The sequence below is a fragment of the Lutispora saccharofermentans genome (genome assembly GCF_024363565.1).
Classification (GTDB): Bacteria; Bacillota; Clostridia; order Lutisporales; family Lutisporaceae; genus Lutispora; species Lutispora saccharofermentans.
In genome coordinates, this window is the sequence record NZ_JAJEKE010000009.1 from 85,724 (window position 1) to 100,350 (window position 14,627).

12 protein-coding genes are annotated in these 14,627 nt (G+C 41.3%); 7 read left to right on the forward strand and 5 right to left on the reverse strand.

The features are described 5' to 3' along the window. The first annotated feature begins 8 nt into the window (after positions 1-8). The 3 genes from LJD61_RS11415 to LJD61_RS11425 all read left to right on the forward strand — a co-directional run bounded on the left by LJD61_RS11415 (position 9) and on the right by LJD61_RS11425 (position 5,014). The gene (locus LJD61_RS11415) at positions 9-611 is read left to right on the forward strand and encodes a TetR/AcrR family transcriptional regulator (RefSeq protein ID WP_255227668.1); all 603 of its coding nucleotides are present in this window, start codon (positions 9-11) and stop codon (positions 609-611) included. A gap of 162 nt (positions 612-773) precedes the next feature. Beyond that, positions 774-1,976, forward strand: coding sequence for an efflux RND transporter periplasmic adaptor subunit (locus LJD61_RS11420; protein WP_255227669.1), 1,203 nt, complete (start codon positions 774-776; stop codon positions 1,974-1,976). A gap of 17 nt (positions 1,977-1,993) precedes the next feature. Next, positions 1,994-5,014: an efflux RND transporter permease subunit gene (locus tag LJD61_RS11425; RefSeq protein WP_255227670.1), complete on the forward strand. Its 3,021-nt coding sequence runs from the start codon at positions 1,994-1,996 to the stop codon at positions 5,012-5,014. Positions 5,015-5,025: 11 nt separating this feature from the next. On the opposite strand, the gene LJD61_RS11430 is transcribed toward LJD61_RS11425, so the two are convergent. The 5 genes from LJD61_RS11430 to LJD61_RS20325 all read right to left on the reverse strand — a co-directional run bounded on the left by LJD61_RS11430 (position 5,026) and on the right by LJD61_RS20325 (position 9,950). After that, the gene (locus tag LJD61_RS11430) at positions 5,026-6,123 is read right to left on the reverse strand and encodes a GerAB/ArcD/ProY family transporter (protein ID WP_255227671.1); all 1,098 of its coding nucleotides are present in this window, start codon (positions 6,121-6,123) and stop codon (positions 5,026-5,028) included. A 17-nt stretch (positions 6,124-6,140) separates the two neighbouring features. Further along, positions 6,141-6,341 carry a hypothetical protein gene (locus LJD61_RS11435; RefSeq protein WP_255227672.1) on the reverse strand — a complete coding sequence of 67 codons (201 nt, stop codon included), beginning with the start codon at positions 6,339-6,341 and terminating at the stop codon, positions 6,141-6,143. Beyond that, positions 6,338-7,540, reverse strand: a complete 1,203-nt coding sequence (locus tag LJD61_RS11440; RefSeq protein ID WP_255227673.1) for a Ger(x)C family spore germination protein — start codon at positions 7,538-7,540, stop codon at positions 6,338-6,340. Before LJD61_RS11440 ends, LJD61_RS11435 begins: the two co-directional genes overlap by 4 nt. Before the next feature lie 14 nt (positions 7,541-7,554). Continuing rightward, a complete protein-coding gene (locus tag LJD61_RS11445) occupies positions 7,555-9,021 on the reverse strand; it encodes a spore germination protein (protein ID WP_255227674.1) in 1,467 nt (488 codons plus the stop codon). Positions 9,022-9,155: 134 nt separating this feature from the next. Then, the gene (locus LJD61_RS20325) at positions 9,156-9,950 is read right to left on the reverse strand and encodes a methyl-accepting chemotaxis protein (protein ID WP_303740742.1); all 795 of its coding nucleotides are present in this window, start codon (positions 9,948-9,950) and stop codon (positions 9,156-9,158) included. Between the two features lie 230 nt (positions 9,951-10,180). On the opposite strand from LJD61_RS20325, the gene LJD61_RS11455 reads away from it, so the two are divergent. From LJD61_RS11455 to LJD61_RS11470, 4 genes are all read left to right on the forward strand, one after another. Beyond that, positions 10,181-12,127: a sensor histidine kinase gene (locus LJD61_RS11455; RefSeq protein ID WP_255227675.1), complete on the forward strand. Its 1,947-nt coding sequence runs from the start codon at positions 10,181-10,183 to the stop codon at positions 12,125-12,127. Between the two features lie 126 nt (positions 12,128-12,253). Next, positions 12,254-12,628, forward strand: coding sequence for a GntR family transcriptional regulator (locus LJD61_RS11460; protein WP_255227676.1), 375 nt, complete (start codon positions 12,254-12,256; stop codon positions 12,626-12,628). Further along, the gene (locus LJD61_RS11465; RefSeq protein WP_255227677.1) at positions 12,625-13,530 is read left to right on the forward strand and encodes an ABC transporter ATP-binding protein; all 906 of its coding nucleotides are present in this window, start codon (positions 12,625-12,627) and stop codon (positions 13,528-13,530) included. Before LJD61_RS11460 ends, LJD61_RS11465 begins: the two co-directional genes overlap by 4 nt. Next, positions 13,517-14,221, forward strand: a complete 705-nt coding sequence (locus LJD61_RS11470; RefSeq protein ID WP_255227678.1) for a hypothetical protein — start codon at positions 13,517-13,519, stop codon at positions 14,219-14,221. Before LJD61_RS11465 ends, LJD61_RS11470 begins: the two co-directional genes overlap by 14 nt. Positions 14,222-14,627 lie beyond the last annotated feature (406 nt).

Genomic DNA, 14,627 nt, shown 5'->3' on the forward strand with positions numbered 1-14,627 from the left:
GTTTTATTATGAGCAATATGGAGTCGGATACAAGAAGCAAAATATTAGAGTCTGCCATAGATATGGTCGGATTGAAAGGCGATGTCACGATAAGGGAGCTTACGGAGATAGCAGGGGTCAATGTGGCCTCTATAAATTATTACTTCGGAAATAAAAATAATCTTCTGAAGGAAGTAGAATATCATTACTCTACCTCTCTATATAATATCCAATATAACATACTGACCTCCCAGGAGCTATCACCCTATGACAAGATATTGGACTGGGCCAAAAGCATGGCAGGCTTTATAGCTCAATACCCTGCTCTCATTGGCTTGATAGTGAATCTTGCGACAGAGGATAGGAGCTATAAACCGGCGTTGATCCAGAAGATATATCTCAACAAAGAGCTGCAGGCCATGATAAGAGGAATTATCGGAGCCATCATAAAATCAGATGATGAAAAGCTGCTGAACCTCAAATATCTTCAGATCTTCTCGGGAATTTTAGGCCCCGTTATAAACAGGCTGGTGGAAGATAGCTTCTCTCACGAGCATTCCGTGATATGTCTCCGGAGCAAGGAGGATCTGGAGGATTATATGAAGCTTCTTATCGATACTGTCCTGGCATAATCTTTTCTCATATCAGCATCGGGAAGAATAATTTTTCAGCTTATCACAATATTTTTGCAACTTTCCATAAATTTTATTGATTAGCATCTTCATCAATGCTAAAATTAAAACATATATTTAAAACAAGCGTTTAAATACTGCTAATAATCGGGGGTCATGCGGATGAAAAATAAAATGTTACTGCTGGGAGCGGTCATACTGGTCTTGACGCTTACAGGATGCAAGGGGACAGCTCCTAAAAATGCTGAGGAAGATATAAAGAAACCTGTTAGAGCTATTGAGGTAAAGGAAACAGCAAGTACGAAGGAGCTCCACTATATAGGAACTGTAAAGCCCGAGACAGTAAAAAAGCTTAGCTTCAAAGCTTCCGGAAAAATAGCGGCCATCAAGGCAGAGCAAGGACAAAAAGTAAAAAAAGGAGAAACTATAGCTCTTTTGGACACTAAGGATCTTAGCTTTGCCGTGGAAGCTGCACGGGCTGCTAAGGCGGGTGCAGAGGCCCAATATTCAAAGGCTTTGAATGGAGCTACTGCGGAGGATATTGATTTGGCTTCCGCAAATGTAGTAAAGGCGCAAAAAGCCTATGAATTTGCCCGGGACAGCCTTGAGAAAGCTCGAAAGGTATACGAAGGGGGAGGCATGTCAAAGCAGGATTTAGATAAGGCGGAGCTGGAGCTCAGCATCAGGGAGCAGGAATACATAGGTGCAAAGACCATGCTCCAGCAGGCTGAGAAGGGTGCCAGGGAGGAAGATAAGCAAGCTCTCAAATCCCAGCTGGACCAGGCTGATACTGACCTTAGATACAAACAAAGCGCATTAGCGGATGCTGATTTGAAAGCCGACATGGATGGCTATGTCATGGAAGTGCTGTCGGAGCAAGGCGAACTGATAGCTGCCGGCTATCCAGTTGTGATACTGGGCAGCGCCGACAGTATAGTGAGCTTCGGATTGACGCAAGAGGATGCTGCAGAGGTGAAACTGGGAGATAGGATCACTATTGAGTCAAAAGGGACCCTATATGACGGGAAAATAAAGAACATATCAAAAATAATGGATATGGAAACCCAGACCTATAATGCGGAAGCAGTGTTGGAAAACGCAGACCTGCCTGCAGGATCAGTGGTAAAGGTCTCTGTCCCCGCAGGAGAGTATAATGCGGTTATGATACCTCTAAACAGCGTATTGAGGGGGGACTACGATTATGTATATTTATCGGATAATGGAATAGCCCAAAAAAAGGAGATCAAGATAGGCAAGGTACAGGGGGACATGGTGGAAGTCACAGGGCTCAATAAGGGAGAAATGTTGATACTTGAAGGGATCAAGAGCATAAGTCACGGGGATAAGATAGAAATCATCCGATGACTAAGGGGGATGGAACGATGATGAAAGCTATTGCTGCTGCCATACGCAATAAGAAGATAACCTTCGTTATGGCAGCCGCTGTAATGATATTTGGCCTCTACAACTATTTCATGATACCAAAGCAGGAAGATCCGGACATCACGCCTCCTTTTGCCATGATGACAGCCATATACCCGGGGGCTTCCCCTGAAATAGTAGAAAAGCTGGTGACCAAAACGATAGAAGATAAATTGGTTGAGATAGAGGGCTATGATTATTCCCAATCATACTCCCGCAATAGTGCCAGCATTGTAATAATGAGGCTGAGAAATGGTGCGGATATTGACAAAGCCTGGGCAGCCCTGAGGGAGAAGATGGACGATCTGCAAAATGAGCTTCCCAAGGATTGCGGCAAGATCGATATCGAGACTGACCTGGCAGATACCGCAGGAATGATAATAAGCCTGTCGGGGGAAAAGTACAGCTACGAAGAGCTGGAGTTTTTCGCAGAGGGCTTGAAAAGCGAACTGATGAAGATAGAAGGAGTATCCAGATTTGATATAGATGGGGTGCAGAAGAAAGAAGTAAAGGTGGTTGCAGACATATCGAAGCTCAACCAATATATGCTTTCGCTGCAGGACCTTGTCAATATAATAAAAGCTTCTAATGTTGAAATACCTTCTGGTGCCATAGAGGGGAGCAGCACAATAAATGTCATGGTTTCAAGCCGGTATGAGGATATAGAGGATATAAAAAATACCGTAGTATATGTCTCACCCGAAAGCGGGATATCCGTCAGACTCAAGGACATAGCCCGGGTTGAAATGGGGTTGGAGGATTCCAACTATAAAGTAAAATATAATGGCAAAAACTCAGTGCTTCTGACCGGATACTTTGTAAAAAACAAAAATATAGTTGAAGTGGGCAAAAAGGTTGAAAAAACTATGACAAAGCTTATGGAAAAGCTTCCTGAGGATTTGGTTTTGGATAAGATCCTCTTTCAACCTGAGGATGTGGCAAAGGCTACCAATGACTTTATACTGAATCTGATCGAGGGCATGATCTTTGTAATAATTGTGGTGTTTGCGGGAATGGGACTTAAAAACGCCATAGTTGTATCCACAGCCATACCGCTATCTATCATGGCAACCTTTGTTATCATGAGCCTCCTGGGAATAAAGATCCACCAGATATCCATATCTGCTCTCATAATCGCTTTGGGGATGCTGGTGGATAATGCCATAGTCACCAGCGACGCAATCCAGGTCAGGCTGGACAGGGGCGATGACAGGATGGATGCTTGTGTAGGCGGTGTGAGAGAGGTGGCAGTGCCTGTTTTTACCTCCACCTTGACCACAGTTGCTGCATTTATACCTTTGCTGATGCTGAACTCGGTAGCCGGGGAGTATGTTATAAGCGTACCTTTGATAGTGATAATATCTTTGAGCGCTTCCTATATAACTGCTCTTTTTGTCACCCCTTCCCTGGCATATATTTTTTTCAAGCCCAGCAAAGATAGAAAGCATAACTATTCCGCAAGAAAGTTTTTTATGAGCTTGCTGGATAAGGCTCTCAAGCGGAGAGGCCGGGCAGTTGCTTTATCCGTGGCAGCGTTTGCCCTATCCATATTTATGGCTTTGCAGCTGGGGCTCCAATTTTTCCCCTATGCCGATAAGGATATGATGTATATCAATATAACCAGCGAAAGAAGCAATGATCTGGCAAAAACGGAAGAGATAACTGAAGATGTGTTTAGCATACTGGAAGATCAAAAGGAAATAAAGTTTTATACCGCCGCTATCGGTGACGGACTTCCAAAGTTTTACAATGCGGTACCTATAAGCACACCCTCAAAGGATTTTTCTCAGATCTTGCTGAGAGTTGACTTGAAGAAGGGCGGGAGATTCAAAACCAACTCAGAATTTTCCGATTACCTTCAATCCGAGATCGATAGAAAGATTGCCGGGGGCAAGGTGGTTGTAAAGCTGCTGGAGCTGGCTGAACCTACAGGAGCACCTGTGGTTGTGAGAGTCTCCGGCAAGGATATGGATGCGCTGGTGCAAACGGCCGGCCTTATAAAGTCCTTACTGAAGGAAATACCGGGCACCATGAATATAGAAGATGATCATGCAGACAGAATATATCAATATGATGTGGCTTTGGCCCCTGATTTGGCAGCTTATTACGGGCTCAGCTCCTATGATGTGCAGAATGAGATAAACATAGCCTTGATGGGAAGGGTGCCCAGCAAGCTCCGTCAGCAAGGAAGTGAATATAATATAAAGGTTGAGGGGGATATAAGGTCCAAAGAGGAACTGGAAAATCTGGCTGTCAAATCTTCCGTAACCGGCAATAAAGCATTGCTGAAATCCGTTGCACCGATAAGCGTCGCCCATCAGTACCCTCAGATAAAAAAATACAACCGAGAGATGGCCGTAATGGTTTTAAGCGATGTTAAAACCGGATATAATCCTGTGGATATTGAAAGAAGCCTGGGGGAAAAGCTGAAAGGTGCGGATGTGGGCAATGTATCAATAATCTTTGACGGTGAAAGAGAAAAGATAGTCCAGTATTTTGGGGATTTGGGAGTATCTGCAATATTTGCGGTGATGCTTGTTTATATCATACTGCTGTTCCAGTTCGGATCGTTCCTGCAGCCTCTTATAATACTCATAACCATACCCCTATCTGTAATAGGATCAATTTTGGGCCTGGCATTGTTCAGACAGCCCTTGTCCTTTACTGCGCTTTTAGGAATTGTAAGTCTTGCGGGCATAGTGGTAAACAACGCCATACTGCTTGTAGACTTTATAAATGCAGAAAGAAGCGAGAGTAAGGATGTAAACACAGCCTGCATAGATGCGGTGAATAAGAGATTCCGGCCCATCATGCTGACCACCATTACTACCGTAATAGGGCTGATCCCTTTGGCATTGGGCGGCAGCAGCCTCATGGTGCCCATGGCTGTGTCGCTTATGAGCGGTTTGATGATATCCACATTGCTGACATTGGTGGTGATACCGGTAGTATACAGCATATTTGAAAAAAAGGCAGCTTAGGCTGATGTAGCTTAGGCCGCCTTTTTCTTTTTTTTCATTAAGCCGATAAGCAAAATAATGGGAGGTATGATCAATGTAAGGGCAATATCCCCTATATTTGCTACAGTGTAGGAAAAACGCTCCAGGTCAAATTTGCGTACAGTGATCAATAAGGCTAAAAGATATAATACCAATATGAAAATATTTAAAAGAGGCTTTTCATCCTTTAGATTAAAGATGGTTCCGATAAGCCTTAGAGTTATGTAAGAAAGAGTAGCAATAAGAACAAAGTCACTCAGAACCCATACTATTACTGCAAAGGATTCAATTTTTTCCAATATGTCAAACACAGATATCAGCTTTACTGCAGACATAAATGGCAAGGGAGACTTTTCAGTGACGGAGGATCCGAGAGAACCTATTACTACTATTAAAAGCACTATAGTATAGAATGCGAGGTACAACGATGCATATAAACTTTGCTTCATTAAATTTTCCTTATGGCTTATTTCATCACTTATCAAAAAAATAAAAAATATATATCCCCATAGAGAGATTGTGCCTGGGCTTGATTTAAGGACCGGCAATATGTCTATGTAGCTTATGGGCATCAAATTCTTTAATTTTACTTGAGGCAATAAAAAGATAACCAGAAGGAAAAATACTATACCTATGATTGGGTTGATTATTTCATTCATTCTTGCCAATATAGTCAGTCCTGATTTTAATGTAATAAGCACAATAATAAGCATGATGGCTATAAATATGCTTATGTTTGTATCAGAAAATATTGAAGTTACAAGTCTTTCGGCGTAATATCTGGTGAAAAGGGCTGTCATGATCAAAATCCACAAAGCATACACTGTCAATAATATTTTACCGGCGGTCTTTCCTATGATTAGAGTGATAATAGTAGTCATAGGCTTATCGTTATATTTCTTAATAGTTTTATCCAGCAATAAAAACATGATATATAGAGAAAATAATGCTATTATAGGCATTAGATAAGAGGCTTGTTTCGCTATATGAGCGGTGTATGTGGAGACAAAGCGTATTGAGGGGGAGAATATCAATGTCAGATATAAAAGGAGGGTCTGCCTTAAAGAAATCTTGCCTTTATTTTCCAGCATATGATAATAAACCTCCCTCATTGTTTATATCGGAATAGCTTAAGAGCAAATTCCGCTATGCTTATGCTGTAAGGATTCCTTGTGTACAAATAAGCCATAGCGGCGGCTGATAAGGCAAACAATAGAAATACGGCCATTTCCTTATACAGCTTTCTGCTGCTCATATAATTGATGTCATACAGAGATATGACAGCTATCAAAATCAGCCAAAAAATCATTTTTCCACCCCGTACCCGCTTCTTATAGGTTCTTCGATATCATAGGTTCTGTTTATAACCGAATCGATATTCACAGATATTTTAAGATCCGGGAATATTTTATTCCAATCATTTTTTATGCTCTCCCATAGAACCGGATATTTTCGATATACTTCATAGCTTATGGGGAATATATCCATATTATTTTCTTTTGCAAAGGATAATATGTCCTCCGCTTCTTTTTTTACTGTTTCTTCCTGCTGATTCTCAAGATAATCCAGTATATCTTTTTTGAAAATATTTTTAGTGCCCTTTATGCTTATCACATTGGTGGATAATCGAATATTTATTGCAATGCTTAATTTACCGCCTGTAAGCTTTGGTATGATTTTCGTCTTGCTTTCCGTTATTTCGAGAGAAACGGATTGGCCCCCGGGCTCCTTTACTACAATTATTCCTGATCTTATTTTTCCTCTCACCCAATTAAAGCCTCTTGCCATTCTATCCGTTATATATCCGAAAAGCTTTTCGCCTTTGAATAATGCAAAGCCGGACAGCTTGAGCCTGTCTATGTTGCTTTGTTCGCCGGAATCTTCATAGTTGCCGCTTACAATTTCTATGCAGGGGATATAAGGGGACATATATGGGTAATCGAACATATTCATTGTGTCAACTATATGTATTTCATCGGATATGGATAATTTATCCTTGTTGCTCAAGAGACTCTCCAACAAATCTCCCACGAATATGTCTTCATTCCCTATTTCTCTTAGGGCACACAGAGCGGTGTTGCCCTTGACGATTAAAACTTTGGAATTCAATCTTATTTCGTGATCTCTGTTGAAGAGATCGATATACTTCAGCATGTCGTCTTTGGCCGCATTCTCTCCCACCAGTATATATTCCGCATGGCCGTAAAAGACTCTTTTATCCGAAAAAGCGGAAAGGTTCCTGATGGCTTCGGCATTTGTAGCCCCCCTTGACGTCAGTATATTGGCCTTTGTTTTGGAATCGCTGCTTTCTCCTATTGATCCGGAGGCCGGCTTAATATTTTTTGTGGCTGACGAAACGATGATATCATCACTGCCGTCCTCTGCCTTATCTATGCCGACAGCATTGACGAAAAGTATCTTATTTATTTCGGTCCTTCCAAAGTTATATTTAGTACAGCCGGCAGTGAGAAAAAGGGATATAAATATTAATACTGTTAATTTCTTCATGGCTTAAAGCACCTCTAATTCCGCCTTTTCTTATTTTTGGTCTTCAGATTGACAGGCCTGTTTTTCATAAAGGATAAAGGCAATCTGAAAAAAGTATCCTGGAACTGCATCGAATCCGTGGAGACAAAGGGTGACAGGTAGGGCACGCTGTAGTTATCTATGGTGCATAGATGATATATCAGCAAAATACCTGCAATGGTCATGCCGAATAATCCCGCAATGCTGCTGGATATAGCGATTATGAAGCGCCACAGTCTGATAGCATTTGAAAAGTCCTGATTTGGCATGACATAGCTGGATATGGCGGTTGAGGCTATCATCACGACTACAGCGGGGGATACCAGCTTAGCATCCACCGCCGCTTGCCCTACTACGACAGCCCCCACTATGGATAAGGCTTGACCTACGGTTTTAGGAAGCCTGATCCCTGCCTCTACCAGTATTTCAAAAGCTATCAGAAGCCCCAGGGTTTCTATAAAGGTGGGGAAAGGCACTCCTTCTTTGGAAATCTGTATCGATAAGGCAAGCTGGGTAGGTATCATTTCCTGGTGAAAGGAGGTTACGGCTATATAAAAGCCGGGCAGGAAAAGGGTCAGTATAGTGAGTATAAAACGCAGCAGCCTTATGGAAGAGCTATAGATGAAGTTCTGGGAATAATCCTCGGGTGCCTGCATAAATTGTACAAAGGTGGCAGGTGCGATAAGCGTCACAGGAAGGCCGTCTATCAATATGCCCACTCTGCCTTCAAGCAGATTTGAGCAAAATTTATCCGGCCTTTCGGTATACAGCAGCTGAGGAAAGGGAGAGAGCTTATTGCTCCTCAAGCGCTCTTCTATGACAGAAGTGGTCAACACCCCATCCACATCTATAGATTGGATTTTTTTTGTTATCTCATCGACCATGCTTTCATTGGCAAGATTTCTGATATACAATATCCCTACGGGAGTCTTTGTCTGCTTGCCTATTATCACTTCTTTAATGATCAAATCTATGGTCCTTATTTTTCTCCTTATGGTAGCGATATTGGTGGAGAAGGTTTCCACGAAGGAATCCTTAGGACCCTTGATCACGTTTTCGTTGGAAGGTTCTGTTATGTTTCTTGTATCAAAGCCTTGAACATTGAAGGAAAAGGCTGCGGCGCTTTTATTGAATATCAGGAGGGCATTGCCGCTTAGTATATCGGAAGCTGCAGAATCTATATCTAAAAGTTTTTTTTGTTCAGGGAAATACAAGCCTCCTGATTCGATCAAATCTATTATTTCATCCTCATTCTTCGCACAGCGAAAATAAGGGCTTTCTAAAAGGGGTTTCAGTATAAAATTGCTGAGATGATCCTTTTGAACAAGCCCTTCAATAAAAATAAGGGTGACTTTTATAGCTTTTTCTGCACCGGCATAGATATCTTTAATGGATATATCGCTGCTGTGGCCGATCAGAGCTGTCAAATTTCCGATATTCAATTCCATATTCTCATTGCCCATATATTTCTCTCCTTTCAAAAAATTATCTGCCAAAGCACCGGCTTTTATGCGTCACATATGCATAAGAAGATGAAATAAAAAAACAGCCGTGAAAATCACGACTGTTGCTTTTGCATAGCTTCTGACAGCTTATATCATGCTCCTGTTTCAGCTAAAAGCTTTTCCACCGCTTGGGTGACTTTTTTCGAAGCCTCCACCTGGACATCGGAATAATTCTTAAGTCCATCCAATTGCTGGCCGATCTTTGAAACTTCACCGGACAGCATGTCTAAAATCTTATTTATTTCTTTTGCATTGTTCTCACTGTTATCGGCTAAATCCTGGACTTCTTTGGCCACGACGGAAAACCCCCTGCCTTGCTCTCCCGCTCTGGCGGCTTCTATGTTTGCATTTATGCCCAGTATTTTTATCTGCCGGGTGATTTTATTGACATATTGTAATATTTTATCGCTTTCTATGATATGCTTATTGGAATTATCAGCTATCTCTAAAAGCTTGCTGCTGACATTATGTACATTGCTTATGCTGTTGTTTATTTCACCAAGATGAGTTTGAACCTTGGATGAGGCTTCATTTACGGCAGTTATCTGAGAGTTCAGCTTGTCGAGGGTGTCTGAATTCTTTTCAACTAAGGCCATAAACAAGCGAGAACCTGTCGAATTGATTATTTCGCATTTACTGCCGTAGGCTTCCGTCAAAGCCTCAGCTACCGAAGCTTTACCCGTCACTTCCAGGATTAGATCCGCAGAGACTTCTTCTATAGCTTTTATCGAAGGCCCGTGCTTGATGCCCAATTCTTTTGCCAAAGAAATACCGGGAGCATCAGCATTTTGGTCAACAACCATGACGATCCTTACATCTGATATATTGGCGAGGGTCTTTATGATCTTGGTACCTCCTGTCCCGGCGCCAACTACTGCAATATTCAATGAAATTCCCCCTTGCTATATTACATCTTATAACCTCAAATATATATTAACATATATATTATAAAAAAAAAGTATGTACACCAAATAAAATTTAGGGGAAAAATGGCAGATAAACTTGCGTATATCGTCGGAATTTGCGATAAATAAATGAAGGATAATGCAAAAATATGTAGAATTAGTTATAATATTACAAATATTTACAGGAATGTTTGTAGAGGTGAAGGAAGGCTATGACAAATAAAATTAACAGATTTATGGGCATAGTAGCCACGATTTTAGCTATAATGTTCTTGGAGTCAACGGAGATTTCATATAGATTATCTACTATTTTTGGGATCTTTGCAATGCTTATCATATTTTCCATATATAAAGGCGGGATATTGTCGGGAGTCGGGAGCATGGTCATCACCATATTATATATGTACAACTTGAGGAAGGGCCAGACTCAAGGCTCAAGCCTTTATGATATTTCACATTATGAATTTTTGCTGGATATACTGTCTATGCTATGCATAGGAGTGCTTGCAGGCATCATGCACTACCGGTATATAAGCTATTATGAAAGGTTCAAGGAGAGCCGCTTGTTTGCATCCCGGGCCGAGGAAATATCGGATATCATGATTTGCAACACATCTCCGGAAGGAAAGTATATAGATGTGCCTCAAAATCTATGCTCACTATTGGGCTATACGAAAAATGAGCTTTTGAATAAGCATTACTGGGATGTCATTCATCCGGAGGATGCCGCATTGGAGGAAGAATTGTTTCATAGCCTTATAAGCGGGCATAAGGAAACATACAGCATAGAAAAAAGGGCTTACAAGAAGAGCGGGGAAATGATCTGGTTATTCTGCAATGTTTCTGCTGTAAAAAATAACGATGGAGAGATAATATACCTGCTCAGGTATCTGGTGGATATAACTGAGCAGAAAATAATGAGAGAAGAGTTAAAAAATAAAGAGAAAGAGCTCAGAAGAAGCGAGAATAAGTACCGGAACCTGGTGGAGCTGAGCCCGGATGCAGTTATAATTCATGAGGGAGATACCATCACCTTTATCAATAACACAGGCGTAAAGCTGCTGGGAGGGTCTACGGCGGAGGAGGTGACAGGGAAGAGTCTGTATGAATTTATACATCCGGACTATGTATACAATGTAAAGAGCCAGATCGGAAGGGCCTGCGTGAATCTTAACCAGGCCGGCATGCCCTTTGATGTGAAAATAATATCTCATAACCGGATTGAAACGGATGTGGAGATGATAAACATTGGGTTCAGCAATGGCAATGATGTGCAGGTAATGGCCATGATACGCGATATTACGGAGAGAAAGAGATCCGAAGAGCTCAAAATGGCCATGAAAGAAAACGAGAGGCTTCTGGTGGAAGCAAAAGAATATGACAGGATCAAAAATGAATTTTTCGCAAATATTTCTCACGAGCTGAGGACACCTTTGAATGTAATATTGGGTACGCTGCAGCTCCTTGACATACATAATCAAAACGGAAGCAATAATGATTTAAATCTGGATAAATATATAGGTCTTATGAAGCAGAATTGCTATAGGCTTCTGAGGCTTGTGACCAATATCATTGATATAACTAAAATTGATGCGGGATATTTTGATGTAAATCTGGAAAGCTACAATATTGTAAGCATTATAGAAGATATAACGCTTTCTGTATCCGGTTATATAGAGGATAAAGGCCTCAGCCTGGAATTTGATACGGATACAGAGGAAAAAATAATAAAATGCGATCCGGATCAGATGGAGCGTATAATGCTGAACCTGATCTCCAATGCAGTCAAATTTACCAAACCCGGTGGTAAAATAAGCGTAAAGCTTAACGACAAGGGCAGCAGCATATCCATAAGCATTAAGGATACGGGGATCGGAATACCTGAGGACAAGCAGGGAATGATATTTGAGCGTTTTAGGCAGGTGAACAAATCCCTTACCAGAGACCATGAAGGCAGCGGCATAGGACTCTCGCTGGTGAAGTCTCTGGTGGAGATCCATGGCGGTACGATATATTTGGTAAGCGAGCCGGGCTGCGGCAGTGAATTCATAATAGAGCTGCCCACAAATGAAAGCTATGAATCCCACAGAGAGGAGCAGGCGGCAAAGGTAAGACATATCGAGAGGATACAAGTAGAGTTTTCGGATATATATTCTTGAGGAAGCCGGTTTGGCTCCTTTTTTATTTTTTGATAGAAAATTAAGATACAGCTATTGACAATTAAAATCATGAGGCATATACTTAGTTACATAACTAATTAACCAAATGAGTGAGGAGGTGCTTTCATGAAGATGCCTTTGGATGAGGGCAAGTTAATATATATGCAGATTGCTGATTCCATAGAAGACGAAGTGATAAGCGGTGCACTAAACGAAAAAGAGCAGGTATATTCCACAAATCAGTTTGCAAAGCTTTATGGTATAAATCCGGCCACTGCAGCGAAGGGAATAAATCTTCTTGTAGAAGAAGGAATATTGTTTAAGAAAAGAGGGATTGGGATGTTTGTGGCAGAAGGTGCCAAAGACCGTATAGTTGATAAAAGAAAGAGGATATTTGTTGAGGAGTATATCACCAGGTTGATTCATGAAGCAAGGAAGCTCAATATTACTAAGGAAGAGCTTTTAGATATAATCAGAAGCTATGAAGGGGGAGATAAATGATGGCATATGCTGTTGAATGCACGAACATTTCAAAGGCTTACGGCAAATCAAAAGCATTATCCGATATAAGCCTGAGGATAGAAGAAGACAAGATATATGGGCTGCTAGGAAGAAACGGTGCCGGCAAGAGCACTCTGCTAAATATAATCAGCGCTCAGATATTTCCCAATGGCGGAGAAGTAAAAATATTCGGAGAAGCTCCCTATGAGAATGAAAAAGCGCTGAAAAATTTGTGCGTAGTCAAAGAGAGCGGAATGTTTCTTAATGATATCAAAGTCATGGATGCCTTGAGCATTGCCTCTTACTTCTACCCGAATTGGGATAAAAACCTTGCCGAAAGGCTTGCCGGCCAGTTCGAGCTGGACGAAAAGAAAATCTATAAAAATCTTTCCCTGGGCATGAAATCTCAGCTGGGGATAATCGTGGGATTATCAAGCAGAGCCCCTATAACCATCTTTGATGAACCTTACATCGGCTTGGATGCTGCAGGCAGACAGCTGTTTTATGATGTATTGATAGAGGATTATATGGAAAATCCAAGGACTATAATACTGTCCACCCACCTTATAGATGAGGTGAGCAACCTTCTGGAAGAAGTGATAATCCTTCACAAAGGAAGCGTGAAGCTGGAGGGGAATTCAGATGATATAAAGAAAAAAGCCTTCTATGTAAGCGGTATCAAGGAGCAGGTGGAGAAGCATGTTTCCGGCAAAACGGTCCTAAGCATCGATGAATTTGGCAAGAATATAGCAGCGGCGGTATTCGATGATATTTCAGAAAAGGAAATAAAGGCTATGGAAGCAGACGACCTGAGCATAAGCTCTATTTCGCTGCAGCAGCTGTTCATACACCTTACCGGCGGAAAAATGATTAAAAGAGGTGACATAGATGAGCAATATTAAAACTCAACTGAAGATGCATTATATAAACTCTAAAAAATCATTCTTCATATTCTGGTCCATAATACTTGCTATAACTGTTTTCGGATTTGTTATTGCATTATATCTCAGAAGTCAAGGATATACGGATAAGTTTACGACCAATAATATTGTTGCAGTGGTTATCTTCGGTGCCGTGAGCAGTATGGTGGCCTATAATGAAACACTGCCCTATATCTTGAACATGGGGAGCACGAGGAGAAGCTTTGTTTTTAGCTTTGCAGCATATAACATGCTCTTGTCTCTTGTCTTATCCGTTATATTCAGCATTTTATCCATATTGGAGCGGTTGGTGTATAAGATGCTGGGATTTACGGAAAGCTTCATAGGCAATATGTCAGTGACCTCCAGCTTGAGCAATATTTTGTCGAACCTGCTGCTATGCTTTGCCGTTACTCTTGCAGCGGCGGCTATATTCGCTCTCATTGCAGGGATATACTACTTGAAGGGCATGATGTTCCTGTTTGGTATGGGTGCGGTGATGATGCTGCTCATGTTTATACCAGGGGTTAGGATAGCAGTTTTTCACGCTTTGAAATTCATTGTATTGAATTTTATAGGCAGCATCAACATACTGCTGCTTTCCCTGGCCGTTTTCCTGGCATGCTACATCATAATATATCTCCTGGCCAGGATCAGCCAGGTCAAGAGATGATATGACATTTGTCATATCATCTCATTATTTTTGTCATTGGAAGTGGGCGCTGCTTTGGCTTAATATTATGGTATATATAACGTGAAAAAGATTTTACAGCAATAATGTTATCCTGACTGATATAAGAGTGCATTGTGAAGGAGCTTAGAGTTTGTTAGCGAAGTCAAGGTGAATTGCGACACAGGAGCAAGAGAAGGTGCCCTGGGGCAATAGGATAAGTTGCGTCAACTGTTTGAGCCTATATGCCAGCAAATTAGAAAAATGTATACCTTACTTGAAGCTTAACAGTAATGACAAACGCTGTATGCGAGTTTTGACGCAACCCTATGCAAGCTTACAAACTCTTAGCTCTGAAGCTCTGCAATCGTTATCAGTCAGGATAACAGCTACGTAGAATATCTAATGC

What these genes read in the sequence shown, in the direction of transcription:
- LJD61_RS11430 (WP_255227671.1), bottom strand. Translation starts at nt 6,123, where the DNA reads ATGCTGGAAAATAAAGGCAAGATTTCTTTAAGGCAGACCCTCCTTTTA.
- LJD61_RS11415 (WP_255227668.1), top strand. Translation starts at nt 9, where the DNA reads ATGAGCAATATGGAGTCGGATACAAGAAGCAAAATATTAGAGTCTGCC.
- LJD61_RS11470 (WP_255227678.1), top strand. Translation starts at nt 13,517, where the DNA reads ATGAGCAATATTAAAACTCAACTGAAGATGCATTATATAAACTCTAAA.
- LJD61_RS11425 (WP_255227670.1), top strand. Translation starts at nt 1,994, where the DNA reads ATGATGAAAGCTATTGCTGCTGCCATACGCAATAAGAAGATAACCTTC.
- LJD61_RS11420 (WP_255227669.1), top strand. Translation starts at nt 774, where the DNA reads ATGAAAAATAAAATGTTACTGCTGGGAGCGGTCATACTGGTCTTGACG.
- LJD61_RS11455 (WP_255227675.1), top strand. Translation starts at nt 10,181, where the DNA reads ATGACAAATAAAATTAACAGATTTATGGGCATAGTAGCCACGATTTTA.
- LJD61_RS11440 (WP_255227673.1), bottom strand. Translation starts at nt 7,540, where the DNA reads ATGAAGAAATTAACAGTATTAATATTTATATCCCTTTTTCTCACTGCC.
- LJD61_RS11460 (WP_255227676.1), top strand. Translation starts at nt 12,254, where the DNA reads ATGAAGATGCCTTTGGATGAGGGCAAGTTAATATATATGCAGATTGCT.
- LJD61_RS11435 (WP_255227672.1), bottom strand. Translation starts at nt 6,341, where the DNA reads ATGATTTTTTGGCTGATTTTGATAGCTGTCATATCTCTGTATGACATC.
- LJD61_RS11465 (WP_255227677.1), top strand. Translation starts at nt 12,625, where the DNA reads ATGATGGCATATGCTGTTGAATGCACGAACATTTCAAAGGCTTACGGC.
- LJD61_RS11445 (WP_255227674.1), bottom strand. Translation starts at nt 9,021, where the DNA reads ATGGGCAATGAGAATATGGAATTGAATATCGGAAATTTGACAGCTCTG.